Here is a 23,120-nt window from a genome sequence, read left to right on the forward strand (position 1 = left end):
GCTGTAGCCCAAAGACGGGTGAGCAGCCCGCACGGAGATTCGCCATGACTCAGATCGCCCGCATCAGCGACACCGGCAACGAACGCCGCCTGCAAGCCGAACGCCTGGTGGGCGCCGAGGCTTTGCAGGAAGCCCAGGCCTTGCGCTTCAACGTGTTCAGCGGCGAATTCAACGCCAGGCTCAAGGGCGCTGAACTGGGTCTGGACATGGATGACTACGACGCTCACTGCGCCCACATCGGCGTGCGTGACTTGAACACCGGGCGCTTGGTGGCGACCACCCGTTTGCTCGACCACACGGCTGCCAGCAGCCTGGGCAAATTTTACAGCGAAGAAGAATTCAGCCTCCACGGCCTGGTGCACTTGCAAGGCCCGATCCTGGAAATCGGTCGCACCTGCGTCGACCCGGCCTACCGCAACGGCGGCACCATCGCCGTGCTCTGGGGCGAACTGGCCGAAGTCCTGAACCAGGGCGGCTACAGCTACCTGATGGGTTGCGCGAGCATTCCGATGCAGGATGGCGGCGTGCAGGCCCACGCGATCATGCAGCGTCTGCGCGAACGCTACCTGTGCACCGAACACCTGCGCGCCGAGCCGAAAAAACCTCTGCCAAGCCTGGACATCCCTTCGAACGTGATTGCCGAAATGCCACCGCTGCTCAAGGCTTACATGCGCCTGGGCGCGAAGATCTGCGGCGAGCCATGCTGGGACGAAGACTTCCAGGTCGCCGACGTGTTCATCCTGCTCAAACGCGACGAACTCTGCCCGCGTTACGCCAAACACTTCAAGGCGGCTGTGTAATGAGCCGGTTGCGGGTGTACGCGCGAATCGCTCGAGTGCTGCTGGTGGTGACGCTGGGCCTGGGCATGGCCAGCGTGTTCGGGGTGTTCGAGCGCCTGGGCATGGCCCATTCGATGGCGCGCCGGCAGCGCTGGTCGCGGTTTTTCATGGCCCGCCTGAGCAACGCCCTGCCCTTTGACGTGACCGTCCACGGTGAACTGCCGAAGACGCCGATGCTCTGGGTCAGCAACCACGTGTCCTGGACCGACATCCCGCTGCTGGGCATGCTCACGCCGCTGTCGTTCCTGTCCAAGGCCGAAGTGCGCACCTGGCCAGTAGCCGGCTGGTTGGCGGCCAAGGCCGGCAGCCTGTTTATCCGCCGTGGCTCGGGGGACAGCCAGTTGATCCGCAAGCAGATGACCCGTCACCTGGAACAGGCACACCCACTGCTGATGTTCCCGGAAGGCACCACTACCGATGGCCGTTCGCTGCGTACTTTCCACGGTCGCCTGCTGTCCGCCGCCATCGATTCCGAAGTGGCGATGCAGCCGGTGGCGATTCGTTATGTGCGTGACGGCGAGCCTTGCGCGCTGGCACCGTTCATTGGCGACGATGACTTGCTGTCGCATCTGATGCGGTTGTTTACCAATGACCGTGGCGGCGTGGAGATTCATCTGCTCAAGCCGATCTCTTGCGAAGGTCGGGAACGTGCGGCACTGGCTTTCGAAGCGCAGCAGGCGGTGCAGAAGGTGTTGTTCGGGGCTCTCGTTGAACCCCAGCGAGCACCGATGCGCCCCGCAATTGCGGCGTGACGCGATCTTTGATTCACCGAAGTATCCTGTGGGAGCGAGCTTGCTCGCGATAGCTATCTAACAGTCACATCAATGGTGTCTGTGATGGCCTCATCGCGAGCAAGCTCGCTCCCACAGGGTTTCAGGGTGTTGAGTAGTTCCGGGCAAATGCCTGAAGCTGCGGATAGAACAACCTGAAGTCCTCGCTCAACGGTTCATACAACCGCCGCAACTCCTGCATCGCCGCCGCCAGCTCTTCCGGCCGGGTCAGGCGCCGCGAGATCCCGCGCAACACCTGCTCCAGCACTTCGAATTCCTGATACGACCCCAACCAGTCATTGGCCACCATGTGCGGCGCAATCTTCGCCAGCCGCTCCGGCAACTGCTGCTCGCTGGATAGCACCCGGTAAACGTCCGAGGTGAACAACGCCAGGGGCCGGTCGGCATACAGCGCCCAGTCCCGGGCCAGGCAATGATCGAAAAACACGTCGAGCACGATCCCCGCGTAGCGACGACGGGTCAGGGAGAAACGCGATAGCGCGACGTCCACCAGCGGATGGCGATCGGTGAACACGTCAATGCTGCGGTGCAACTGGATAGCCCCCTCGATTTCCGGAGCGAATTGCCCTTGCAGCCGTCCCTTGACGAAATCGCCATACAGACTGCCGAGCAATTGGCCGGGACGCTGGCCACCGAGGTGAAGATGTGCGAGATAGTTCATCAGCGCAGCTTAGCACTGCCCCCTTGTCTTGTTACACTCAATATATCGTTATAACTCGATATACCGAAATGTGAGTTGGTCAGAGCCAAATCATATTTGTATATCGCGAAATACCGATTTAAAGTTCGCCTCATCGCGATATAGCGTTTTAAACATCACGAGCCCACATCATGACCATCAATCTCGACGAAATAATAAAAGCCCTGGCACACCCAGTACGGCGAGAAATCCTGCACTGGCTCAAGGACCCGACCGTCGAATTTCCCGACCAGTCCCATAGCAACGAGCACGGCGTTTGCGCCGGGCAGATCGATCAACGTTGCGGCCTGTCGCAGTCCACGGTGTCCGCACACCTGGCGACCCTGCAACGCGCCGGCCTGATCAGCAGCCGCAAAGTCGGCCAGTGGCACTTCTTCAAACGCAACGAGGAAACCATCCAGGAGTTCCTCAAAACCTTCAGTAAAGAGCTCTGACCCTTAACGTCAGCCAGCCGATAAGGAAATTTCCCATGCCCCTCTCGCTACTTATTTTGGCCTTGAGCGCCTTCGCCATCGGCACCACCGAGTTCGTCATCATGGGCCTGCTGCCCAATGTGGCGGCCGACCTCGGTGTGTCGATTCCCGGTGCCGGCTGGCTGGTGACCGGTTACGCCCTGGGCGTGGCCATCGGCGCGCCGTTCATGGCGCTGGCGACCGCCAAACTGCCGCGCAAGGCCGCTTTGGTGGCATTGATGGGCATTTTCATTGTCGGCAACCTGCTTTGCGCAGTGGCCGGCGACTACAACGTGCTGATGTTCGCCCGTGTGGTCACCGCCCTGTGCCATGGCGCCTTCTTCGGTATCGGTTCAGTGGTAGCCGCCGGCCTGGTGCCTGCGAACAAACGCGCTTCGGCCGTGGCCCTGATGTTCACCGGCCTGACCCTGGCCAACGTCCTCGGCGTACCGCTGGGCACCGCCCTCGGTCAGGAAGCCGGCTGGCGTTCGACCTTCTGGGCCGTGACGGTAATCGGTGTGATCGCACTGATCGGTTTGATCCGCTTCCTGCCGGCCAAGCGTGATGAAGAAAAACTCGACATGCGCGCCGAACTGGCCGCACTCAAGGGCGGCGGCATCTGGCTGTCCCTGAGCATGACTGCACTGTTCGCCGCCTCGGTGTTCACCCTGTTCACCTATGTCGCGCCGCTGCTCGGCGAAGTCACCGGCGTCTCGCCCCGTGGCGTGACCTGGACCCTGATGCTCATCGGCCTGGGCCTGACGGTCGGCAACATCATTGGCGGCAAGCTGGCCGACAAAGGCATGGCCGCGACGCTGATCGGCGTGTTCGTCACCATGGCCGTGGTGTCCACCGTGCTGACCTGGACCAGCGTTGCGCTGATCCCGACCGAAATCACCCTGTTCCTCTGGGCCACCGCGTGCTTCGCCGCGGTACCGGCGCTGCAAGTGAACGTGGTGACCTTCGGCAAGGCCGCACCGAACCTGGTGTCGACCCTGAACATCGGCGCTTTCAACATCGGCAACGCCTTGGGTGCCTGGGTCGGCGGCAGCGTGATTGCCCACGGCTTCGGCCTGACCAGCGTGCCCCTCGCGGCAGCCGTACTGGCGGTACTCGCCCTGCTGGTGACCCTGATTACTTTCCGTCAGAGCGGCAATCCCGATCTGGCCCCTGCTACCAACTGATCAACCATTACCTCACGAGGGTTGCTTTAAATGACGACTATTTTCGATCCGATCAAGCTGGGCGACCTCGAGTTGGCCAACCGCATCATCATGGCGCCGCTGACCCGCTGCCGCGCCGACGAAGGTCGCGTGCCCAACGCGCTGATGGCCGAGTACTACGTGCAACGTGCCTCCGCCGGGCTGATCCTCAGCGAAGCCACTTCGGTGACGCCGATGGGTGTCGGCTACCCGGACACCCCGGGCATCTGGTCCAACGATCAGGTGCGTGGCTGGTCCAACGTGACCAAGGCTATCCACGGCGCGGGCGGCAAGATCTTCCTGCAACTGTGGCATGTGGGTCGCATTTCCCACGGTTTGTACCTGAACGATGAAGCCCCGGTCGCCCCGAGCGCCATCCAGCCAAAGGGTCACGTCAGCCTGGTGCGTCCGTTGGCCGACTTCCCGGTGCCGCGCGCCCTGGAAACCGCTGAAATCGCCGACATCGTCGACGCTTACCGCGTCGGTGCCGAGAACGCCAAGGCTGCCGGCTTCGATGGTGTGGAAATCCATGCCGCCAACGGTTACCTGCTCGACCAGTTCCTGCAAAGCAGCACCAACCAGCGCACCGACAACTACGGCGGCTCCCTGGAAAACCGTGCCCGCCTGCTGCTGGAAGTAACCGATGCAGCGATCGAAATCTGGGGTGCCGGCCGTGTGGGCGTGCACCTGTCGCCACGCGCCGACTTGCATGACATGGGTGACGACAACCTGGCCGAAACCTTCACCTACGTTGCTCGCGAACTGGGCAAGCGTGGCATTGCCTTCATCTGCTCGCGTGAGAAAGAAGGTGCCGACAGCCTCGGCCCACAACTCAAGGAAGCCTTCGGCGGCCCATACATTGCCAACGAGCGTTTCACCAAGGACAGCGCCAACGCGTTGCTCGCCAGCGGCAAGGCCGATGCAGTCGCCTTCGGCGTACCTTTCATTGCCAACCCTGACCTGCCGGCACGTTTGCAGGCCGACGCGCCGTTGAACGACGCACGTCCGGAACTGTTCTACGCCAAGGGCCCGGTCGGTTACATCGACTATCCAACCTTGTAAGACTGCGAAAACTCGAATCGCCCGGCATTTTTGACGTCGGGCTTTTTTGCTTTAAACATGCCAAAAACCGCTTGTCATACCGAAAGCCCTAACAACTTACCCGCCATCTAAACCTGCATCACACCCATACGTACATCCATATAAAAATACAATTAAACCCCGGACAAACTCAAAAAAAAATCTAATACTTTACAACGCCTCGCCAAAATAGATCGAGCGCTATGGAAAGCCTCACTAAAACTCTTAAGGATTAACAACATGAAAAACAATGGTCCGCTACACGTCCCCCACATCATTGCACGCACAGAACTTGAACTTGGAGAGACCAGTGTTTTTTACTCAGCCACTAGGTACCCCAATCAATACACCGTAATGACCATCAACATTTCCAACAACACCGATGGCCCGATCCGGCTCCTGAAAGCAGGCTGGGATTTGACCGGAACGTCGCTATCAGCTTTCGACATCGAAGCGTACGACGAGCAAACCCTCGAACTTCCATACTTTCGGGATTTCTCCAGCAATGGACTGCATTACAACAAAAGACAGTTCGCCCCGATCCTGCAAAAGTTCTCATACACTACCGAAGATGGATTAATTCTTACGTTAGCTATTCAGCTGACAGTTTCGGTGGGGTTCGGCGTCCTGCATCCAAACCTGAAACCGAACTGGTCAAAAACAACAACGCGATCCGGCAACAGCAACAGCTCATATAAAGTCACTGCCGACATCACAAAAAAAAATGAAGAGGCGCCCTTCAGTTTTAGCGTCGACTTGAGAGTCGGTTGATATTGGTCAGACAAAAAAGACGCCGGTGAAAAAACGCATCAGGTCAGCTTGCTATGTTTTTCTTCGGCCACTCCAAGCCCCGGCTCGCAAAGCTGGGGTTCATTTTTTTCAGTAGGGATACCCGCACGAGGTTCACTCCCCATGCAAGCTCGACACAAATTCCCTACAAATTACTGAGCTTGCAACCTGTCAACCTGCCGAGTGTAAGTATATAAAAGCACCCCATTGTCGAAGGGCGCGTGAAGAACTGTTCATCTTCGGCTTCAACGGTTGACACACAAGACGCCGATTACGCATTTTGCTTTATTTGCGCAGGCTGGGGCTGAAGCGCAACAGATCCAGCCCCGTATCGACCCAACGCTCGGCTTCGGCGTGCAATTCAAAACTGTCAGGGGCCAGCAACCACTGGTACAGGATGCCGTCAATATAAGCATGCAAGCTGATCGCGGCGCGGGCGGTGTCGAGGTTTTTCGGCAACTGGCCGCGATTCACGGCATTACTCAGGGCCAGGCCGATCCGCACATTGCATTCGAGGCTGGCTGATACCCGTTGTTGGCGCAGGTCGCACATTTCATCGGTGAATTCGCACTTATGAAAAAGAATCTCATTGATGCGTCGGGTTTTCGGGTCCAGCGCAATTTGATGAAACAAATGAATCAACAGTTTGCGCATGCAGCCCAGGGGATCGAGTTCGTCTTCGCTCTCGCTGGCCTTGGCCATTTCTTCCAGCGGCTCATGCAAGGTGTCGAGCATGGCCTGCACCAGATCCGCCTTGTTGCTGAAATGCCAGTAAATGGCCCCTCGAGTGACGCCGGCCAGGGTCGCGATGTCCGCCAGGGTCGTGCGCGCCACGCCTCGCTCGAAAAAAGCCTTTTCGGCCGCCACGAGAATTTGCGCGCGGGTTTCCTGAGCTTCCTCTTTGGTACGACGGACCATGGCAGTACAACCTCAATCAGGGTGCTTCAGCGATGCCTGAACATCAGCTGAATAAAAGTGGGGCGAACGTTCTGGGGGGGCGTCCCCGGCCTACAATTTCAACCTTTCAACGGCTTGTGTAACGGCCGGTGTAACGACGTTGATACGCAGCCTGGGTATTTACAAACAGCCATGTACGTAAGTATATTCCTTAGCAAGCTACTTATCCACTCGGCAAACACTTTTCAACCTTCCACCTTTCTAGTGCGCTCCTTGCGCGCCTGACCCGAGGATTTTCATGCAATTCAAGCCAGCTGTTACCGCTCTGGTCGCCGCCGTCGCCCTGGCATCGCTACTCAGCGGATGCAAAAAGGAAGAGGCAGCACCGGCCGCCCCACCGCCTCAGGTCGGCGTCGTGACTCTGCAACCGCAAGCTTTCACCCTGACATCCGATCTGCCCGGCCGTACCAGTGCGTTCCGCATTGCCGAAGTCCGCCCGCAGGTCAACGGCATCATTCTCAAGCGCCTGTTCAAGGAAGGCAGTGACGTCAAGGCCGGCCAGCAGCTCTATCAGATCGACCCGTCGATCTATGAAGCAACGCTCGCCAGCGCCGAAGCCAACCTGCGTTCGACCAAGTCGATTTCCGACCGCTACAAGCAATTGGTCGACGAACAAGCCGTAAGCCGTCAGGAATACGACACCGCCGTGGCCAATCGCCTGCAATCGGAAGCCGCGCTGCAAACCGCGCAGATCAACGTGCGCTACACCAAGGTCTATGCCCCGCTGACCGGCCGCATCGGCCGTTCCTCGGTGACCGAAGGCGCGCTGGTCAGCAATGCCCAAGTCGACGCGATGGCGGTGATTCAGCAAATCGACCCGATCTACGTCGACGTGACGCAGTCCTCGGTCGAGCTGTTGCAACTGCGCCGCGAGCTGGAAAGCGGTCGCCTGCAAAAGGCTGGCGATAACGCAGCCTCGGTCAAGCTGACCCTCGAAGACGGCAGCGAGTACAAGCAGGACGGCAAGCTGGAGTTCTCCGAAATCTCGGTTGACCAGACCACCGGTTCCGTCACCCTGCGCGCGATTTTCCCGAACCCTGATCACACCCTTCTGCCTGGCATGTTCGTGCACGCCAAGTTGCTGGCCGGTGTGAACAGCGCGGCGATCCTGGCCCCGCAGCAAGGCGTGACCCGCGACCTCAAAGGTACGCCGACCGCACTGGTTGTCGGCCCGGACAACAAGGTCGAACTGCGTCAACTCAAGGCCAACCGCACCGTCGGTAACCAATGGCTGATCGAAGACGGTCTGAAGGCCGGCGATCGCCTGATCACCGAAGGTCTGCAATTCGTCAAACCCGGCATCGAAGTCAAGGCCAGTGAAGCGACCAACGTAGCCGTAACGAACCCGGCCCCCGCCCAGGCAGCTGATAAAGCCTCTGGCGGCAAAGGGGAGTAAACCATGTCGAAATTTTTTATCGACCGTCCGATTTTCGCCTGGGTAATTGCCCTGGTGATCATGTTGGTCGGGGCACTATCGATCCTCAGACTGCCGATCAACCAGTACCCGAGCATTGCGCCTCCAGCGATCGCCATCTCCGTGGCCTACCCGGGTGCTTCGGCGCAAACGGTACAGGACACCGTGGTTCAGGTGATCGAGCAACAGCTCAACGGTATCGACAACCTGCGTTATGTCTCGTCGGAAAGTAACTCCGACGGCACCATGACCATTACCGCGACCTTCGAGCAAGGCACCAACTCCGACACTGCGCAGGTTCAGGTCCAGAACAAGCTGAACCTGGCCACCCCGCTGCTGCCGCAAGAAGTGCAACAGCAAGGTATCCGCGTCACCAAGGCGGTGAAGAACTTCCTGTTGGTGATCGGCGTGGTGTCGCGTGACGGCAGCATGACCAAGGACGACCTGTCCAACTACATTGTGTCGAACATGCAGGACCCGATCTCGCGGACCGCCGGTGTCGGCGACTTCCAGGTGTTCGGTTCCCAGTACGCCATGCGTATCTGGCTCGACCCGGCCAAGTTGAACAACTACAACCTGACCCCGATCGACGTCAAAACCGCCATCGCTGCGCAAAACGTCCAGGTGTCCTCCGGCCAACTCGGCGGCCTGCCGGCCCTGCCCGGCACCCAGTTGAACGCGACGATCATCGGCAAGACCCGCCTGCAGACCGCGGAGCAATTCGACAAGATCCTGCTCAAGGTCAACAAGGACGGTTCCCAGGTTCGCTTGAAAGATGTTGCCGAAGTCGGTCTGGGTGGTGAGAACTACAGCATCAACGCCCAGTTTAACGGCGCCCCGGCTTCCGGTCTGGCGGTGAAACTGGCCACCGGTGCCAACGCTCTGGATACCGCCAAGGCCCTGCGCGCGACCATCGACAGCCTCAAACCGTTCTTCCCGCAAGGGATGGAAGTGGTGTTCCCGTATGACACCACTCCGGTAGTAACGGAATCGATCAAGGGCGTGGTTCACACCCTGGTCGAAGCGGTCGCGCTGGTGTTCCTGGTGATGTTCCTGTTCCTGCAGAACTTCCGTGCCACCATCATCACCACGATGACCGTGCCGGTGGTATTGCTCGGTACATTCGGGATCCTCGCGGCCGCCGGTTTCAGCATCAACACCCTGACCATGTTCGGTATGGTGCTGGCCATCGGTTTGCTGGTGGACGACGCCATCGTCGTGGTGGAAAACGTCGAACGGGTGATGAGTGAAGAAGGCCTGTCACCCAAGGAAGCCACCAAGAAATCCATGGGCCAGATCCAGGGCGCACTGGTCGGTATCGCCCTGGTGCTGTCGGCGGTTCTGCTGCCCATGGCGTTCTTCAGCGGTTCCACCGGTGTGATCTACAAGCAGTTCTCGATCACCATCGTCTCGGCCATGGCCCTGTCGGTACTGGTTGCACTGATCTTCACCCCGGCGCTTTGCGCGACCATGCTCAAGCCGATTCCGAAAGGCGAGCACGGCACCCCGAAACGCGGTTTCTTTGGCTGGTTCAACCGCAATTTCGACCGCGGCGTTCGCAGCTACGAACGCGGTGTCGGCAATATCCTGCAGCGCAAGATCCCGTATCTGCTGGCGTATCTGCTGATCGTGGTTGGCATGATCTGGCTGTTCGCCCGCATACCAACAGCGTTCCTGCCTGAGGAAGACCAGGGTGTACTGTTCGCCCAGGTGCAGACCCCGGCCGGTTCGACGTCCCAGCGTACCCAGGTGGTCGTGGACGAAATGCGTGAATTCCTGCTGCGTCCGGGCAAGGATGGCGGTGAAGGCGATGCGGTGAACTCGGTGTTTACCGTGACCGGCTTCAACTTCGCCGGCCGTGGCCAGAGTTCGGGTATGGCGTTCATCATGCTCAGACCTTGGGACGAACGTAACGCCGACAACAACGTGTTCAAGGTGGCGGCCCGTGCCCAGCAGCACTTCTTCACCTTCCGCGATGCCATGGTGTTCGCCTTCGCGCCACCGGCGGTACTGGAACTGGGTAACGCCACCGGTTTCGACGTGTTCCTGCAGGACCGCGCCGGTATCGGCCACGAAAAACTGATGCAAGCGCGTAACCAGTTCCTCGGTATGGCCGCACAAAGCAAGATTCTGACTCAAGTGCGTCCGAACGGCCTCAACGACGAACCGCAATACCAGCTGGAAATCGATGACGAGAAGGCCAGTGCCCTGGGCATTACCATCGCCGACATCAACAACACCCTGTCGATTGCCCTGGGCAGTAGCTACGTCAACGACTTCATCGACCGTGGTCGGGTGAAGAAGGTTTACGTGCAAGGCCAGCCAGGCGCTCGAATGGGCCCTGAAGACCTGCAGAAGTGGTACGTGCGCAATAGCGTCGGCACCATGGTTCCGTTCTCGGCGTTCGCCAAGGGCGAGTGGATTTACGGTTCGCCGAAACTGGCCCGCTACAACGGCGTGGAAGCGATGGAAATCCTCGGTGCCCCGGCGCCAGGCTATTCCACCGGTGAAGCCATGCTCGAAGTCGAAGCCATTGCCAAGAAACTGCCGGCGGGTGTCGGTATTTCCTGGACCGGCCTGTCGTACGAAGAACGTCTGTCCGGTTCGCAAGCGCCGGCGCTGTACGCCCTGTCGCTGCTGATGGTGTTCCTGTGCCTGGCGGCGTTGTATGAAAGCTGGTCGATTCCGATCGCGGTGATGTTGGTAGTGCCGCTGGGGATCATCGGTGCACTGATGGCTACCAGCCTGCGCGGTTTGTCCAACGACGTGTACTTCCAGGTAGGTTTGTTGACGACTATCGGTCTGGCGGCGAAAAACGCCATTCTGATTGTCGAATTTGCCAAGGAACTGCACGAACAAGGGCGTAGCCTGCGCGATGCGGCGATCGAGGCGTGCCGCATGCGTTTGCGACCGATCATCATGACCTCGCTCGCCTTCGTTCTGGGTGTGGTACCACTGGCGATATCCACGGGCGCAGGTTCCGGTAGCCAGCATGCAATCGGTACCGGCGTGATCGGCGGTATGATCACGGCGACTGTGCTGGCAATCTTCTGGGTCCCGCTGTTCTTCGTCACCGTGTCGTCCATAGGCCAGCGCAAAATCGCCGACCAGGATGACGCTACTGAAACTCCTAAAGAGGCTGGCTAATGAGCAAGTCGCTACTCTCCCTGGCAGTCGCCGCCTTCGTGCTCGGTGGCTGCTCGCTGATACCTGATTATCAGCAGCCCGAAGCGCCGGTGGCGGGCCAGTACCCGCAGGGCCTGGCGTACTCGCCGGCCCAGGCACCGGCGCAAGCCGCTGCCGAGCAGGGCTGGAAGCAGTTTTTCCATGACCCGGCGTTGCAACAGCTGATCCAGGTGGCCCTGGAAAACAACCGTGACCTGCGTGTCGCGGCCCTGAACATCGACGCGTTCGCGGCTCAATACCGCATCTCCCGTGCCGATCTGTTCCCGGCCGTCTCGGCCAACGGCACCGGCAGCCGCCAGCGGGTTCCGGAAAACTCCTCGCAAACAGGTCAGTCGGGCATCGTCAGTTCCTACTCGGCCACGGTCGGGGTCAGCGCCTATGAACTCGACCTGTTCGGTCGGGTTCGCAGCCTGAACGAAGAGGCGCTGCAGAAGTACTTCGCCACCGAAGAAGGCCGCCGCAGCACGCAAATCAGCCTGGTGGCCAGCGTGGCCAATGCCTACCTGACCTGGCAGGCCGACAAGGAACTGTACAAGCTGACCCAGGACACCCTGGCCGCCTTCGAGGAGAGCTACAAGCTCACCGCCCGCAGCAACGAGGTCGGGGTCGCCTCGGCCCTGGACCTGGCGCAGTCGCGCACCTCGGTGGAAAACGCCCGTGCGCAACTGGCCAAGTACACCCGTCAGGTCGCCCAGGACGAGAACATCCTGGTGCTGCTGCTCGGCACCGGTATCCCGGCCAACCTGCAAGCGGCCAAACCGCTTGACGACGACCTGCTGAGCGACGTGCCGCCCGGCCTGCCGTCGGACTTGCTGCATCGTCGTCCGGACATCCTTCAGGCCGAGTACAACCTGAAGGCTGCCAACGCCAACATCGGCGCGGCGCGGGCTGCGTTCTTCCCGAGCATCAGCCTCACGGCCAATGCGGGGACCTTGAGCCCGGACCTGTCCGGTCTGTTCAAGGGTGGTTCGGGCACGTGGCTGTTCCAGCCGCAGATCAACCTGCCGATCTTCAACGCCGGCGCCCTGAGCGCCAGCCTGGATTACTCGAAAATCCAGAAAGACATCGGCGTGGCGAACTACGAGAAGTCCATTCAAACGGCCTTCCAGGAAGTCGCCGACGGCCTGGCTGCCCGCCAGACCTACGTCCAGCAGTTGCAGGCACAGAAAGATTTCGTCAGTGCCAACCAGGACTACTACCGCCTGGCCGAGCGTCGTTACCGCATCGGTGTCGACAGCAACCTGACCTTCCTCGATGCCCAGCGTCAGCTGTTCAGTGCGCAACAGGTGTTGATCACCGACCGTCTGGCGCAGCTGGTCAGCCAGGTCAACCTGTACAAGGCCCTGGGTGGTGGCTGGAACGAACAGACGGCGAAGAACGAGCCGTTGAAAGAAGAAGCGCCGAAGATGAAGTACTTCTGATAGCGCTGTGAAAACACGAAGCCCACCGGTTGGTGGGCTTTTTGTTGGCTAAAATCAAAAGATCGCAGCCTTCGGCAGCTCCTACGCGGAAATTCGCGTTCCCTTGTAGGAGCTGCCGAAGGCTGCGATCTTTTGCTGTTCGATAATCGCCCAAAAACCGCCTTTAGCAATTGAACCATCCAGTACATTTCCCACACCATCCGAACCACAAAACCAATAACAACAGGTTCGACACCATGCCCCCGCGCCCTGCCCTCTCCGGCTGACCTGCTTCGTTTTGTGCTGATTTCGAATATTCGTCTGCAACCCCGGGTTGCGGCATCACCCCGTTTCATCCCCAAGAATTAGAGAGACCCGAGCTCATGACGTCTTCCACCGCGCAGTATTTCGTTCCCAGCCTGATCGCCGCCGCCCTGGCCAGCGCGGCCCTGCCCGCCAGCGCCGAGGAGTCGGGTTTTGTCGAAGGGGCCAAGGTCAACCTGAACCTGCGCAACTTCTACATCAACCGCAACTTCACCAACCCGGCCAAGGCCCAGGGCAAGGCTGAAGAGTGGACGCAAAGTTTCATCCTCGACGCCAAATCCGGGTTCACCCAGGGCACCGTCGGGTTCGGCATGGATGTGCTCGGTTTGTATTCGGTGAAGCTTGATGGCGGCAAAGGCACCGGCGGCACGCAACTGCTGCCGCTGGACCACGACGGTCGCCCGGCAGACAACTTCGGCCGCACCAACGTGGCGTTCAAGGCCAAGCTGTCGCAGACCGAAGTCAAGGTCGGCGAGTGGATGCCAGTGCTGCCAATCCTGCGCTCCGACGACGGCCGTTCGCTGCCGCAAACCTTCCGCGGCGGCCAGATCACGTCGAAGGAAATCAATGGCCTGACGCTCTACGGCGGCCAGTTCCGCCAGAACAGCCCACGCGACGACAGCAGCATGAACGACATGTCGATGACCGGCAAAGCCGCGTTCACCTCCGACCGTTTCAACTTCCAGGGCGGCGAGTACGTGTTCAACGACAAGCGCACCCAGATCGGTCTGTGGAATGCCGAGCTCAAGGACATCTACAGCCAGCAATTCGTCAACCTGATCCACAGCCAACCGCTTGGTGACTGGACCCTGGGCGCCAACCTTGGATTCTTCTATGGCAAGGATGACGGCAGCGCCCGGGCCGGTGAGCTGGACAACAAAACCATGTACGGCTTGTTCTCGGCCAAATACGGCGGCAACACGTTCTACGTCGGCCTGCAAAAACTCACGGGGGACAATGCCTGGATGCGGGTCAACGGCACCAGCGGCGGCACCCTGGCCAACGATAGCTACAACTCCAGCTACGACAATGCCCAAGAGAAATCCTGGCAAGTGCGCCACGACTACAACTTCGTCGCCCTCGGCGTACCGGGCCTGACCCTGATGAACCGCTATATCAGTGGCGACAACGTGCACACCGGCAGCATCACCGATGGCAAGGAATGGGGACGTGAATCGGAACTGGGCTACACCGTGCAAAGCGGTGCGCTGAAGGACCTGAACCTGAAATGGCGTAACTCGACCATGCGCCGGGATTACAGCAACAACGAGTTCGATGAAAACCGCTTGATCATCAGCTATCCGATCAGCTTGCTGTAAACACAAAACAAATGTGGGAGCGAGCTTGCTCCGGGCGGCGTTCCGACGATGAGGTCGTAACATTCAACATCTACATTGACTGTTACACCGCCATCGCGAGCAAGCTCGCTCCCACAGGTTGTTCACCGTTTTACCGCTTACTCCCGCGACTCAACCCCCAACTCATCCCACACCGATTCAGCCAAATGGAACGTCGCATTGGCCGCCGGAATCCCGCAGTAGATTGCGCTCTGCATGATCACTTCCTTGATCTCGCCACGGCTGACGCCGTTGTTGGCGGCAGCGCGCAGGTGCAACTTGAGTTCGCCCTCGCGGTTCATGCCGATCAGCATGGCTATGGTGATCAGGCTGCGGGTATGGCGCGGCAGGCCCGGACGCGTCCAGATGTCGCCCCAGGCGTGACGGGTGATCATTTCCTGGAACTCCGAGTTGAACTCGGTCAGGGTTGTCAGGCTGCGGTCGACGTGGGCGTCGCCCAGTACCGCGCGACGGACTTTCATGCCCTCGTCGTAACGTTGTTTCTCGTCCACAACAATCCCCTTAATGAGCCGACAAAAACGCCAGTACCCGCTCGCTGAACGCAGCGCCGGCCTGGACGTTGGACAAGTGCGCCGCATAGAACTCGGCGTACTCGGCGCCCGGCACGTGTTCCTGAATGAAGTGCCCACCGGATGGCGGCGTGACTGCGTCTTCAGTTCCGGCAACCACCAACAGCGGCACCTTGATCGAGGACAGCTGATCGCGGAAGTCAGCATCACGCACTGCCGCGCAATTGGCCGCATAACCTTCAGGCGAAGTCGCCGCCAGCATGTCGGTAATCTGCTTGGCCGCCGCTGGATTAGCTGCAGAGAAATCCGGGGTGAACCAGCGTGCAATCGACGCATCGCGCAGGGCAACCATGGCCGCCGAGCCATCACGCAGAACGGTTTCGATGCGCGGGTTCCACACCGACGGATCGCCGATTTTCGCCGCGGTGTTGCACACGATCAGCTTGTTCAGGCGTTCGCCGGCATTGATCCCCAGCCACTGGCCAATCAGCCCGCCCATGGACAAACCGCAGAAATGCGCGCGCTCGATGTGCAAGGCATCCAGCAAGGCGAGCACGTCGTGGCCCAGTTGCTCGATGCTATAAGGCCCCGGCGTCACCAATGACTGACCATGGCCGCGGGTGTCGAAACGCAACACGCGAAAATGCTCGGAGAACGCCGGGATCTGCGCGTCCCACATGTGCAGGTCGGTGCCCAGGGAATTGGACAGCACCAGCACCGGCGCATCGACCGGTCCATCGAGTTGGTAATGCAGTTCGCCCTCGGCGAGTTGTACAAAAGCCACAGCAGTCTCCTTCAGGCAGTCAATGCAGAATGTTCAGCCACCGCGCGCTCAACCCAGGTTTTCGCCTGGCCGAGGTAATGGGCGGGGTCCAGCAGATGATCGAGTTCGGCGGCCGACAGCTCGGCAGTCACTTGCGGCTCGTCGCCGAGGACCGCTCGCAGGTGACGTTGTTCGGCCACGGCGCGTTTGCAGCATTGCTCCAGCAGATGGTGCGCGGTATCGCGGCCGACTCGTTGCGCGAGGACGATGCTCACCGCTTCGGCGAGCACCAGGCCTTGGGTCAAATCGAGATTGCGAGCCATGCGCTCGGCATCCACTTCCAGCCCTTGGGCGATCAACAGCGCTTGCTGCAGGCTGCCCGACACCAGGCAGCAGATCTCCGGCAGGGTTTCCCACTCGGCATGCCACAGGCCGAGGCTGCGCTCGTGCTCCTGGGGCATGGCGCTGAACAGCGTCGACAATAGACCCGGCACACGCGTCGCCGCGCCGATCAACACCGCCGCGCCCACCGGATTGCGCTTGTGCGGCATGGTCGAGGAACCGCCCTTGCCCGGCGCCGAAGGCTCGAACACTTCGGCAGCCTCGGTTTGCATCAACAGGCTGATATCGCGCCCGAGTTTGCCGAGACTGCCGGCGATCAGGCCGAGCGCGGCGCCGAACTCCACCACGCGATCGCGCTGGGTGTGCCACGGCTGATCGGGCAAGGTCAGTTGCAGTTCCTCGGCCAGCGCCCGGGCAATAGGCATGGCCTGGTCGCCAAGGGCCGCAAGGGTTCCGGACGCACCGCCGAATTGCAGCACCAGCAGACGCGGCTTGAGTTCGGCCAAGCGTTGGCGACTGCGCGTCACCGCCCCCAGCCAGCCAGCGATTTTCATGCCGAGGGTGACCGGCGTTGCGTGTTGCAACCAGGTGCGCCCAGCCAGCGGCGTGGCCGCATAACGTTGGGCCTGCGTCGCAAGGGTTTGGCCCAGTTGCGCCAGATCGCTTTCGATCAGCTCCAGTGCGCGGCGCAGTTGCAGCACCAGGCCGCTGTCCATCACATCCTGGCTGGTCGCGCCCAGATGCACATATCGCTCGGCCTCGGCATCGGTGGCCGCGATCTGTTTGCCCAGCGCCTTGACCAACGGAATCGCCGAGTTACCCGCCGTGGCAATCGCCTCGCCCAACGCCGCAAAGTCGTAAAGCCCGGCACGGCAAGCCGCTTCAATCGGCGCGACAGCACTCGACGGAATCATCCCGACCCGCGCTTCGGCCCGGGCCAGTGCCGCTTCGAAATCGAGCATGGCCTGGACCCGGCCCTGATCGCAGAACACGTCGCGCATATCGCGGGCAGTGAAATAGGCATCGAACAATTGATTGCCCGGTCGCTGGTTCATAAACAGTTCCTGAAGGCGCGGGCCTTTGCGACCCGCGCGTGAAGATCAAAGGTCTTGCTGCAGATACTTCGCCTGTTTCGGCAGGCGCAGGCTGAACAGGAATGCCACCGCCATCATCACCGTGACGTACCAGTAGAAGGAGTTTTCCATGCCTACGGCCTTGAGGCTCAGGGCCACATACTCCGCCGAACCACCGAAGATCGCATTCGCCACCGCATACGCCAGGCCAACGCCCAAGGCACGTACTTGCGGCGGGAACATTTCGGCTTTTACCAAACCGCTGATCGAGGTGTAGAAACTGACGATCACCAGCGCCAGGGTAATCAACACAAAGGCCAGGAACGGACTGCTGACACTTTTCAGGCTCAACAGGATCGGCACGGTGAACAGCGTGCCGAGGGCGCCGAACCAGAGCATCGAGTTACGCCGGCCGATCTTGTCGGCGAGCATGCCGAAAATCGGCTGCATGCACATATAGAGGAACAGCGCGCCGGTCATGATGTAACTGGCGGTCTTGGCCGGCATGCCGGCGGTATTCACCAGGTACTTCTGCATGTACGTGGTGAAGGTGTAGAAAATCAGCGAACCACCGGCGGTGTAACCGAGTACGGTGATGAACGCGGCTTTATGGTCGCGAAACAGAGCGCTGATGCTGCCAGCGTCCTTGTTTTCGCGCATTGCCTTGCTGGTGGTTTCTTTCAGCGAACGACGCAGATACAGCGAAACCAGCGCCGCCATGGCCCCCACCACGAAGGGAATCCGCCAGCCGTAGGCACGCAGGTCATCTTCGGTGAGGAACTGTTGCAGGATCACCACCAGCGACACCGCGAGCAACTGACCGCCGATCAGGGTCACGTACTGGAACGAGGCGAAGAAACCGCGCTGGCCCTTGAGCGCTACTTCACTCATGTAGGTCGCGGTAGTGCCGTACTCACCGCCCACCGACAAGCCTTGCAGCAAACGGGCGAACAGCAACAGCACCGGCGCCCAGACCCCGATGCTGTTGTAGGTCGGCAGGCAGGCGATAAGCAACGAGCCGAAGCACATCATCAGAATCGAGATCAACATCGAATTCTTGCGCCCGTGCTTGTCCGCCAACCGCCCGAAAATCCAGCCACCAATCGGCCGCATCAGGAACCCGGCGGCGAACACGCCAGCGGTGTTGACCAACTGCACGGTGGGGTTATCGGACGGAAAAAAGGCCGGCGCGAAATAGATCGCACAGAAGGCATAGACGTAGAAGTCGAACCATTCGACCAGGTTGCCCGACGAGGCACCGACAATGGCGAAGATCCGCTTGCTGCGTTCTTCGCCCGTATAAAGAGCTATAGGAGCTGTGGGTGTTGTCATTGTTTTTTCACTCAATGGGGACAGTGAGAGTCTAGACACACTTTGCAACAATCCCGTTCTGCAGATGCATCAGCGATACACATATCCCTGTGGGAGCGAGCTTGCTCGCGAATGCGTCAGATCAGTCACCATTTATGCTGGATGTGACTAAGTCATCGCGAGCAAGCTCGCTCCCACAGGTTTTGCGGTGTTCACTTAATAGTCGAAGAACACCGTCTCGGCATCGGTACCCTGCAGAATCACGTTCCACTGATAAACACCCGACGCATCCTGCTTCGCCAGCAGCGTATTGCGGCGCTCGGCCGGCACGCACTCCAGCAACGGATCATTCACGTTCGCCGCCTCACCATCAAAGTAAATCCGCGTCAGCAAGTGCTTCACCAGGCCACGAGCAAACACCAGTACCACCAGGTGCGGCGCCTGAGTCGTGCCTTTGAGCCCCTCAACCGTACCCGGCTTGATGGTGGTGAAACGGAAACGCCCTTCGGCATCCACCGGCACCCGGCCAAAACCTTCGAAGTTCGGGTCCAGGGGTTTGTCCTGGTCGTCCTCCGGGTGGTCATACTTGCCAGCGGCGTTGGCCTGCCAGACTTCCAGCATCGCGTCGTTGACGATGTCGCCATTGCCATCGACCACTTGCCCGGTGATCGCCACGCGCTCGCCCAGGGTTTGTTCGACGGTCAGGTTTTCGCGGTTCAGCCAGGTCAGGCCGATGTGGTAGTACGGCCCGACGGTGTGGGACGTGGTCGCAGTCAGCGTCATCTTATTTCTCCATCGGCGTGGCGTCGCGGCCGCGCAAAACGATGTCCCAGCGATAACCGAGGGCATAGGAAGGGATGGTTTTTTCCAGATCGAACGTGGCGATCAAGCGCTCCTTGGCACTGGTATCGGGCACGCAGTTGTAGATCGGGTCATAGGCCAGCAGCGGGTCGCCGGGGAAATACATCTGCGTCACCAGGCGCGTCAGGATGCTCGGCCCGAACAGCGAGAAGTGGATATGTGCCGGGCGCCAGGCATTGTGGTGATTGCCCCATGGATAAGCGCCGGGCTTGATGGTCTGGAACTGATACCAGCCATCGGCGTCGGTCACGGTACGGCCGGTACCGGTGAAATTCGGGTCCAGCGGTGCGTCGTGCAGGTCGCGGGCATGGGCGTAGCGGCCGGCGGCGTTGGCCTGCCAGATCTCCACCAGGATCCCCGGCACCGGCAGACCGTTTTCATCCAGCACGCGGCCGTGGATGATGATGCGCTCACCCTGTGGCTGCCCCTCGTGCTGGGCGGTCAGGTCGCTGTCCTTTTCGTTGACGCGCTCGGCGCCGATGGTCGGCCCGGTGATTTCCGACAACGAATGGGGCAGGAACACCAACGGCTTGGATGGCGAGCGCAGGTTGGTGGATTGATAGGTCGGGTGCAGGTATTCCGGCTGAGTGCCCGCCTGCGGGCGACGGTATCCAGGCTTGTCAGTCATTACACTTTCCTCAGTTCTTATTAGCCGACGGGGCGTGTCAGATACGTTCGATCGCCAAAGCCAGACCCTGGCCAACGCCGACGCACATGGTCGCCAGACCTTTCTTGCCGCCGGTTTTTTCCAGCTGATGCAACGCGGTCAACACCAGTCGCGCGCCGCTCATGCCCAATGGATGACCCAAGGCAATCGCCCCACCGTTCGGGTTGACCTGGGCCGCGTCGTCCGCGATCCCCAGTTCACGCAGCACCGCCAAGCCTTGGCTGGCGAAGGCTTCGTTGAGTTCGATCACATCGAAATCGCTGACCGCCACACCGAGGCGTTCGGTCAGTTTACGCACCGCTGGCACCGGGCCAATGCCCATCACCCGCGGTGCAACACCGGCGCTGGCCATGCCCAACACTTTGGCGCGGGCAGTCAGGCCGTGTTTCTTCACGGCTTCGGCCGAGGCCAGGATCAATGCGGCGGCACCGTCGTTCACACCCGAGGCGTTGCCAGCGGTGACGGTTTTGTCGGGGCCGTTAACCGGCTTGAGTTTGGTCAGGGCTTCCAGCGTGGTGTCGGCGCGAGGATGCTCGTCCTGGCTGACCACGGTTTCACCCTTCTTGTGGGCAATCCGCACTTCAACGATTTCTTCGTCGAAAAAGCCTGCGGCTTGCGCGGCGGCCGTGCGTTGTTGACTGCGCAGTGCGAACGCGTCCTGATCGGCGCGGGACACCTTGTAATCGTCCGCCACGTTGTCAGCGGTTTGCGGCATCGCATCCACGCCGTACTGGGCTTTCATCAACGGGTTGATGAAGCGCCAGCCGATGGTGGTGTCTTCGAGCTTCATGTTGCGCGAAAACGCCGCGTCAGCCTTGCCCATCACGAACGGCGCGCGGGACATCGACTCGACGCCGCCGGCAATCGCCAGCTCCATTTCGCCGCTGGCGATGGCGCGGAACGCGGTGCCGATGGCATCCATGCCTGAAGCGCAGAGGCGGTTGAGGGTCACGCCGGGAATGGTTTCCGGCAGGCCGGCCAGCAGCAGCGCCATGCGCGCCACGTTGCGGTTGTCTTCACCAGCCTGGTTGGCGCAGCCGAGGAACACTTCGTCCACCGCGTTCCAGTCCACCGACGGGTTGCGCTCCATCAAGGCCTTGATTGGCACGGCAGCCAGGTCGTCGGCACGCACCGTCGATAGGCCACCGCCGAAACGGCCGATGGGGGTACGAATCGCGTCGCAGATATAAACGTCACGCATCAGGCTTCTCCGGGGGCTTGGCCGTGGGCGGCGGCAGTGCGGGCTTCAAGGTCGCGCAGCGCGGTCAGTTCGACTTCAGTCGGCTCAGCCGTTTGCTCAACATGGTCGGCAAAGCGAATCGCCCAACCGGTGGCAGCAACCACTTGCTCGCGGGTCACGCCCGGGTGCAGTGCGGTGACCACGAACTCGTGGGTGCCCTCCTCCGGTTCCATGATGCACAGGTCGGTGATGATGCCAACCGGACCAGCGCCTGGCAGGCCGAGACGCTTGCGCGAATCACCGCCCTCGCCATGGCCGACCGAGGTAATGAAGTCGAGTTTGTCGACGAAGGAACGCGCCGACTGCTTGAGGATGATCAACACACTCTTGGCGGAACCGGCAATTTCCGGCGCGCCGCCTGCGCCCGGCAGTCGGACCTTCGGTGCGTGGTAATCACCGACCACGGTGGTATTGATGTTGCCGAAACGGTCGACCTGCGCCGCGCCGAGGAAACCGACGTCAATGCGCCCGCCCTGCAGCCAGTAGCGGAAAATCTCGCCGGTCGGGACTACGGTGTCAGCGGTTTCCGCCAGCTCACCGTCACCGATCGACAGTGGCAATACACTTGGCTTGGCACCGATCGGACCCGATTCATAGATCAGGACGACATCAGGCGAGGAAGTCAGGCGCGCCAGGTTGGCCGCTTTCGACGGCAGGCCGATACCGACGAAGCACACCGAACCGTTCTTCAGACGGCGAGCGGCGGCGACGGTCATCATTTCATTGGTGGTGTAAGTCATTACTTCGCCTCCGAAGCGGCGGCCAGTTTGGCCTGGAACTCGCTGAAGTCAGCGCTGCCGTGGATGTATTCGTTGATCCACGCGGTGAAGGTTTCACGGTCGCGGGCAATCGGGTCCCAGGCCTGGTAGAAGCGGTTATCGCGCTCGTTGTAGCCGTGGGCGTAGGACGGATGCGCGCCGCCAGGCACGTGGCAAACAGCGCTCAAGGCCCAGGTTGGCAGTACACAGGAATTCATCGGTGCATTGAGGTCGTCGACGATCTCTTCAACGGTGACGATGCAGCGCTTGGCGGCCAGTGCGGCTTCTTTCTGCACGCCGAGGATGCCCCAGAGCAGCACGTTGCCCTTGCGGTCGGCTTTCTGCGCGTGGATTACGGTAATGTCCGGGCGCACCGAAGGCACGGCGGCCAGCACTTCGCCAGTGAACGGGCAGGTGACGGATTTGATCAGCGGGTTGACCTTCGGCAAGTCGGAACCGGCGTAGGCACGCAGGACCGCGAACGGCAGGCCGGAAGCACCGGCGACGTAGGCATTGGCCAGGTCGGCGTGGCTGTGTTCTTCGATCTCCAGCGCATGCGGCCACTGTTTCTCCACAGCGTCACGCAGGCGATGCAGGGAGCCGACACCCGGGTTGCCGCCCCAGGAGAAAATCAGCTTGCGGGCACAACCGGCACCGATCAACTGGTCGTAGATCAGGTCAGGGGTCATCCGCACCAGGGTCAGATCTTTTTTGCCCTGACGGATGATTTCGTGACCCGCCGCCGTCGGGATCAGGTGGGTAAAGCCTTCGAGTGCGACCGTATCGCCGTCGTTTACGAATTGCTTCACCGCGTCGTGCAGCGAAAGGATTTCAGCCATGGGGCAGGCTCCCGTTTGTTATTAACCGACAGTGGAAGAAGGCGCCGATGCGCAGCGCCGGAATGACTGAAGGTTAAGCCCGTGCAAAACGCCAAACAATCCGATAATCGACTAACTGTTCGATTATCGAACATATTGTTGCCTGGCTATCTTTATAGGCTGCCCCCAAAAGATCGCAGCCTGCGGCAGCTCCTACGGATTTACACATTCCCCTGTAGGGGCTGCCGAAGGCTGCGATCTTTTCCTGCTACACCACTATTTCAAA

21 protein-coding genes are annotated in these 23,120 nt (G+C 60.4%); 10 read left to right on the top strand and 11 right to left on the bottom strand.

Translation table 11 applies throughout. The annotated features are described in order from the left end of the window. Positions 1-44 precede the first annotated feature (44 nt). The gene (gene olsB, locus AC1D1M_RS17745; RefSeq protein ID WP_477776668.1) at positions 45-800 is read left to right on the top strand and encodes an L-ornithine N(alpha)-acyltransferase; all 756 of its coding nucleotides are present in this window, start codon (positions 45-47) and stop codon (positions 798-800) included. Then, on the top strand, positions 800-1,591 hold the full coding sequence (locus tag AC1D1M_RS17750; RefSeq protein WP_477776669.1) for a lysophospholipid acyltransferase family protein: 792 nt from the start codon (positions 800-802) through the stop codon (positions 1,589-1,591). Before olsB ends, AC1D1M_RS17750 begins: the two co-directional genes overlap by 1 nt. A gap of 121 nt (positions 1,592-1,712) precedes the next feature. Here AC1D1M_RS17750 and AC1D1M_RS17755 read toward each other — a convergent pair whose 3' ends face one another. After that, positions 1,713-2,291: an acyl carrier protein phosphodiesterase gene (locus AC1D1M_RS17755; RefSeq protein WP_477776670.1), complete on the bottom strand. Its 579-nt coding sequence runs from the start codon at positions 2,289-2,291 to the stop codon at positions 1,713-1,715. A gap of 170 nt (positions 2,292-2,461) precedes the next feature. On the opposite strand from AC1D1M_RS17755, the gene AC1D1M_RS17760 reads away from it, so the two are divergent. From AC1D1M_RS17760 to AC1D1M_RS17775, 4 genes are all read left to right on the top strand, one after another. After that, complete coding sequence (locus tag AC1D1M_RS17760) at positions 2,462-2,764, top strand: ArsR/SmtB family transcription factor (RefSeq protein ID WP_007983055.1); 303 nt, start codon at positions 2,462-2,464, stop codon at positions 2,762-2,764. 35 nt (positions 2,765-2,799) lie between these two features. Continuing rightward, entirely contained in the window at positions 2,800-3,966 is a 1,167-nt protein-coding gene (locus tag AC1D1M_RS17765; RefSeq protein ID WP_477776671.1) for an MFS transporter, read from the top strand. A gap of 30 nt (positions 3,967-3,996) precedes the next feature. Beyond that, positions 3,997-5,046 carry an alkene reductase gene (locus AC1D1M_RS17770; protein ID WP_150754129.1) on the top strand — a complete coding sequence of 350 codons (1,050 nt, stop codon included), beginning with the start codon at positions 3,997-3,999 and terminating at the stop codon, positions 5,044-5,046. A gap of 258 nt (positions 5,047-5,304) precedes the next feature. Next, the gene (locus AC1D1M_RS17775; RefSeq protein ID WP_477776672.1) at positions 5,305-5,835 is read left to right on the top strand and encodes a hypothetical protein; all 531 of its coding nucleotides are present in this window, start codon (positions 5,305-5,307) and stop codon (positions 5,833-5,835) included. Between the two features lie 303 nt (positions 5,836-6,138). On the opposite strand, the gene emhR is transcribed toward AC1D1M_RS17775, so the two are convergent. Further along, positions 6,139-6,771 carry an efflux system transcriptional repressor EmhR gene (emhR, locus tag AC1D1M_RS17780; protein WP_477776673.1) on the bottom strand — a complete coding sequence of 211 codons (633 nt, stop codon included), beginning with the start codon at positions 6,769-6,771 and terminating at the stop codon, positions 6,139-6,141. Between the two features lie 277 nt (positions 6,772-7,048). On the opposite strand from emhR, the gene AC1D1M_RS17785 reads away from it, so the two are divergent. The 4 genes from AC1D1M_RS17785 (at position 7,049) to AC1D1M_RS17800 (ending at position 14,453) form a co-directional block, all read left to right on the top strand. Further along, the gene (locus tag AC1D1M_RS17785; RefSeq protein ID WP_477776674.1) at positions 7,049-8,206 is read left to right on the top strand and encodes an efflux RND transporter periplasmic adaptor subunit; all 1,158 of its coding nucleotides are present in this window, start codon (positions 7,049-7,051) and stop codon (positions 8,204-8,206) included. 3 nt (positions 8,207-8,209) lie between these two features. After that, positions 8,210-11,371 carry an efflux RND transporter permease subunit EmhB gene (emhB, locus tag AC1D1M_RS17790; protein WP_477776675.1) on the top strand — a complete coding sequence of 1,054 codons (3,162 nt, stop codon included), beginning with the start codon at positions 8,210-8,212 and terminating at the stop codon, positions 11,369-11,371. Further along, the gene (gene emhC / locus AC1D1M_RS17795) at positions 11,371-12,831 is read left to right on the top strand and encodes an efflux RND transporter outer membrane subunit EmhC (RefSeq protein ID WP_477776676.1); all 1,461 of its coding nucleotides are present in this window, start codon (positions 11,371-11,373) and stop codon (positions 12,829-12,831) included. The genes emhB and emhC overlap by 1 nt, the downstream gene beginning before the upstream one ends. A 362-nt stretch (positions 12,832-13,193) precedes the next feature. Continuing rightward, positions 13,194-14,453, top strand: coding sequence for an OprD family porin (locus tag AC1D1M_RS17800; RefSeq protein WP_477776677.1), 1,260 nt, complete (start codon positions 13,194-13,196; stop codon positions 14,451-14,453). Between the two features lie 137 nt (positions 14,454-14,590). Here the strand turns inward: AC1D1M_RS17800 and pcaC are convergent, their stop codons facing one another. The 9 genes from pcaC to AC1D1M_RS17845 all read right to left on the bottom strand — a co-directional run bounded on the left by pcaC (position 14,591) and on the right by AC1D1M_RS17845 (position 22,855). Then, positions 14,591-14,983: a 4-carboxymuconolactone decarboxylase gene (gene pcaC / locus AC1D1M_RS17805; protein ID WP_007976697.1), complete on the bottom strand. Its 393-nt coding sequence runs from the start codon at positions 14,981-14,983 to the stop codon at positions 14,591-14,593. A 10-nt stretch (positions 14,984-14,993) separates the two neighbouring features. Beyond that, entirely contained in the window at positions 14,994-15,785 is a 792-nt protein-coding gene (pcaD, locus tag AC1D1M_RS17810; protein WP_477776678.1) for a 3-oxoadipate enol-lactonase, read from the bottom strand. Positions 15,786-15,796: 11 nt separating this feature from the next. Continuing rightward, positions 15,797-17,161 carry a 3-carboxy-cis,cis-muconate cycloisomerase gene (locus tag AC1D1M_RS17815; RefSeq protein ID WP_477776679.1) on the bottom strand — a complete coding sequence of 455 codons (1,365 nt, stop codon included), beginning with the start codon at positions 17,159-17,161 and terminating at the stop codon, positions 15,797-15,799. Positions 17,162-17,206: 45 nt separating this feature from the next. Continuing rightward, complete coding sequence (locus tag AC1D1M_RS17820) at positions 17,207-18,511, bottom strand: MFS family transporter (protein WP_477776680.1); 1,305 nt, start codon at positions 18,509-18,511, stop codon at positions 17,207-17,209. A gap of 195 nt (positions 18,512-18,706) precedes the next feature. After that, positions 18,707-19,273, bottom strand: coding sequence for a protocatechuate 3,4-dioxygenase subunit alpha (gene pcaG, locus AC1D1M_RS17825; RefSeq protein ID WP_477776681.1), 567 nt, complete (start codon positions 19,271-19,273; stop codon positions 18,707-18,709). A 1-nt stretch (position 19,274) separates the two neighbouring features. Next, positions 19,275-19,979, bottom strand: a complete 705-nt coding sequence (pcaH, locus tag AC1D1M_RS17830; RefSeq protein ID WP_477776682.1) for a protocatechuate 3,4-dioxygenase subunit beta — start codon at positions 19,977-19,979, stop codon at positions 19,275-19,277. A 37-nt stretch (positions 19,980-20,016) separates the two neighbouring features. Continuing rightward, entirely contained in the window at positions 20,017-21,222 is a 1,206-nt protein-coding gene (gene pcaF / locus AC1D1M_RS17835) for a 3-oxoadipyl-CoA thiolase (protein WP_477776696.1), read from the bottom strand. Further along, positions 21,219-21,998, bottom strand: coding sequence for a CoA-transferase subunit beta (locus tag AC1D1M_RS17840; protein WP_103394508.1), 780 nt, complete (start codon positions 21,996-21,998; stop codon positions 21,219-21,221). The genes pcaF and AC1D1M_RS17840 overlap by 4 nt, the downstream gene beginning before the upstream one ends. Further along, a complete protein-coding gene (locus tag AC1D1M_RS17845) occupies positions 21,998-22,855 on the bottom strand; it encodes a CoA transferase subunit A (RefSeq protein WP_008054173.1) in 858 nt (285 codons plus the stop codon). The genes AC1D1M_RS17840 and AC1D1M_RS17845 overlap by 1 nt, the downstream gene beginning before the upstream one ends. Positions 22,856-23,120 lie beyond the last annotated feature (265 nt).

Source organism: Pseudomonas sp. P1_F7 (genome assembly GCF_056405655.1).

What these genes read in the sequence shown, in the direction of transcription:
- pcaG (WP_477776681.1), bottom strand. Translation starts at nt 19,273, where the DNA reads ATGACGCTGACTGCGACCACGTCCCACACCGTCGGGCCGTACTACCAC.
- emhR (WP_477776673.1), bottom strand. Translation starts at nt 6,771, where the DNA reads ATGGTCCGTCGTACCAAAGAGGAAGCTCAGGAAACCCGCGCGCAAATT.
- AC1D1M_RS17840 (WP_103394508.1), bottom strand. Translation starts at nt 21,998, where the DNA reads ATGACTTACACCACCAATGAAATGATGACCGTCGCCGCCGCTCGCCGT.
- AC1D1M_RS17800 (WP_477776677.1), top strand. Translation starts at nt 13,194, where the DNA reads ATGACGTCTTCCACCGCGCAGTATTTCGTTCCCAGCCTGATCGCCGCC.
- AC1D1M_RS17760 (WP_007983055.1), top strand. Translation starts at nt 2,462, where the DNA reads ATGACCATCAATCTCGACGAAATAATAAAAGCCCTGGCACACCCAGTA.
- AC1D1M_RS17820 (WP_477776680.1), bottom strand. Translation starts at nt 18,511, where the DNA reads ATGACAACACCCACAGCTCCTATAGCTCTTTATACGGGCGAAGAACGC.
- AC1D1M_RS17775 (WP_477776672.1), top strand. Translation starts at nt 5,305, where the DNA reads ATGAAAAACAATGGTCCGCTACACGTCCCCCACATCATTGCACGCACA.
- emhB (WP_477776675.1), top strand. Translation starts at nt 8,210, where the DNA reads ATGTCGAAATTTTTTATCGACCGTCCGATTTTCGCCTGGGTAATTGCC.
- AC1D1M_RS17845 (WP_008054173.1), bottom strand. Translation starts at nt 22,855, where the DNA reads ATGGCTGAAATCCTTTCGCTGCACGACGCGGTGAAGCAATTCGTAAAC.
- AC1D1M_RS17765 (WP_477776671.1), top strand. Translation starts at nt 2,800, where the DNA reads ATGCCCCTCTCGCTACTTATTTTGGCCTTGAGCGCCTTCGCCATCGGC.
- AC1D1M_RS17815 (WP_477776679.1), bottom strand. Translation starts at nt 17,161, where the DNA reads ATGAACCAGCGACCGGGCAATCAATTGTTCGATGCCTATTTCACTGCC.
- AC1D1M_RS17750 (WP_477776669.1), top strand. Translation starts at nt 800, where the DNA reads ATGAGCCGGTTGCGGGTGTACGCGCGAATCGCTCGAGTGCTGCTGGTG.
- AC1D1M_RS17770 (WP_150754129.1), top strand. Translation starts at nt 3,997, where the DNA reads ATGACGACTATTTTCGATCCGATCAAGCTGGGCGACCTCGAGTTGGCC.
- pcaH (WP_477776682.1), bottom strand. Translation starts at nt 19,979, where the DNA reads ATGACTGACAAGCCTGGATACCGTCGCCCGCAGGCGGGCACTCAGCCG.
- olsB (WP_477776668.1), top strand. Translation starts at nt 45, where the DNA reads ATGACTCAGATCGCCCGCATCAGCGACACCGGCAACGAACGCCGCCTG.
- emhC (WP_477776676.1), top strand. Translation starts at nt 11,371, where the DNA reads ATGAGCAAGTCGCTACTCTCCCTGGCAGTCGCCGCCTTCGTGCTCGGT.
- AC1D1M_RS17755 (WP_477776670.1), bottom strand. Translation starts at nt 2,291, where the DNA reads ATGAACTATCTCGCACATCTTCACCTCGGTGGCCAGCGTCCCGGCCAA.
- AC1D1M_RS17785 (WP_477776674.1), top strand. Translation starts at nt 7,049, where the DNA reads ATGCAATTCAAGCCAGCTGTTACCGCTCTGGTCGCCGCCGTCGCCCTG.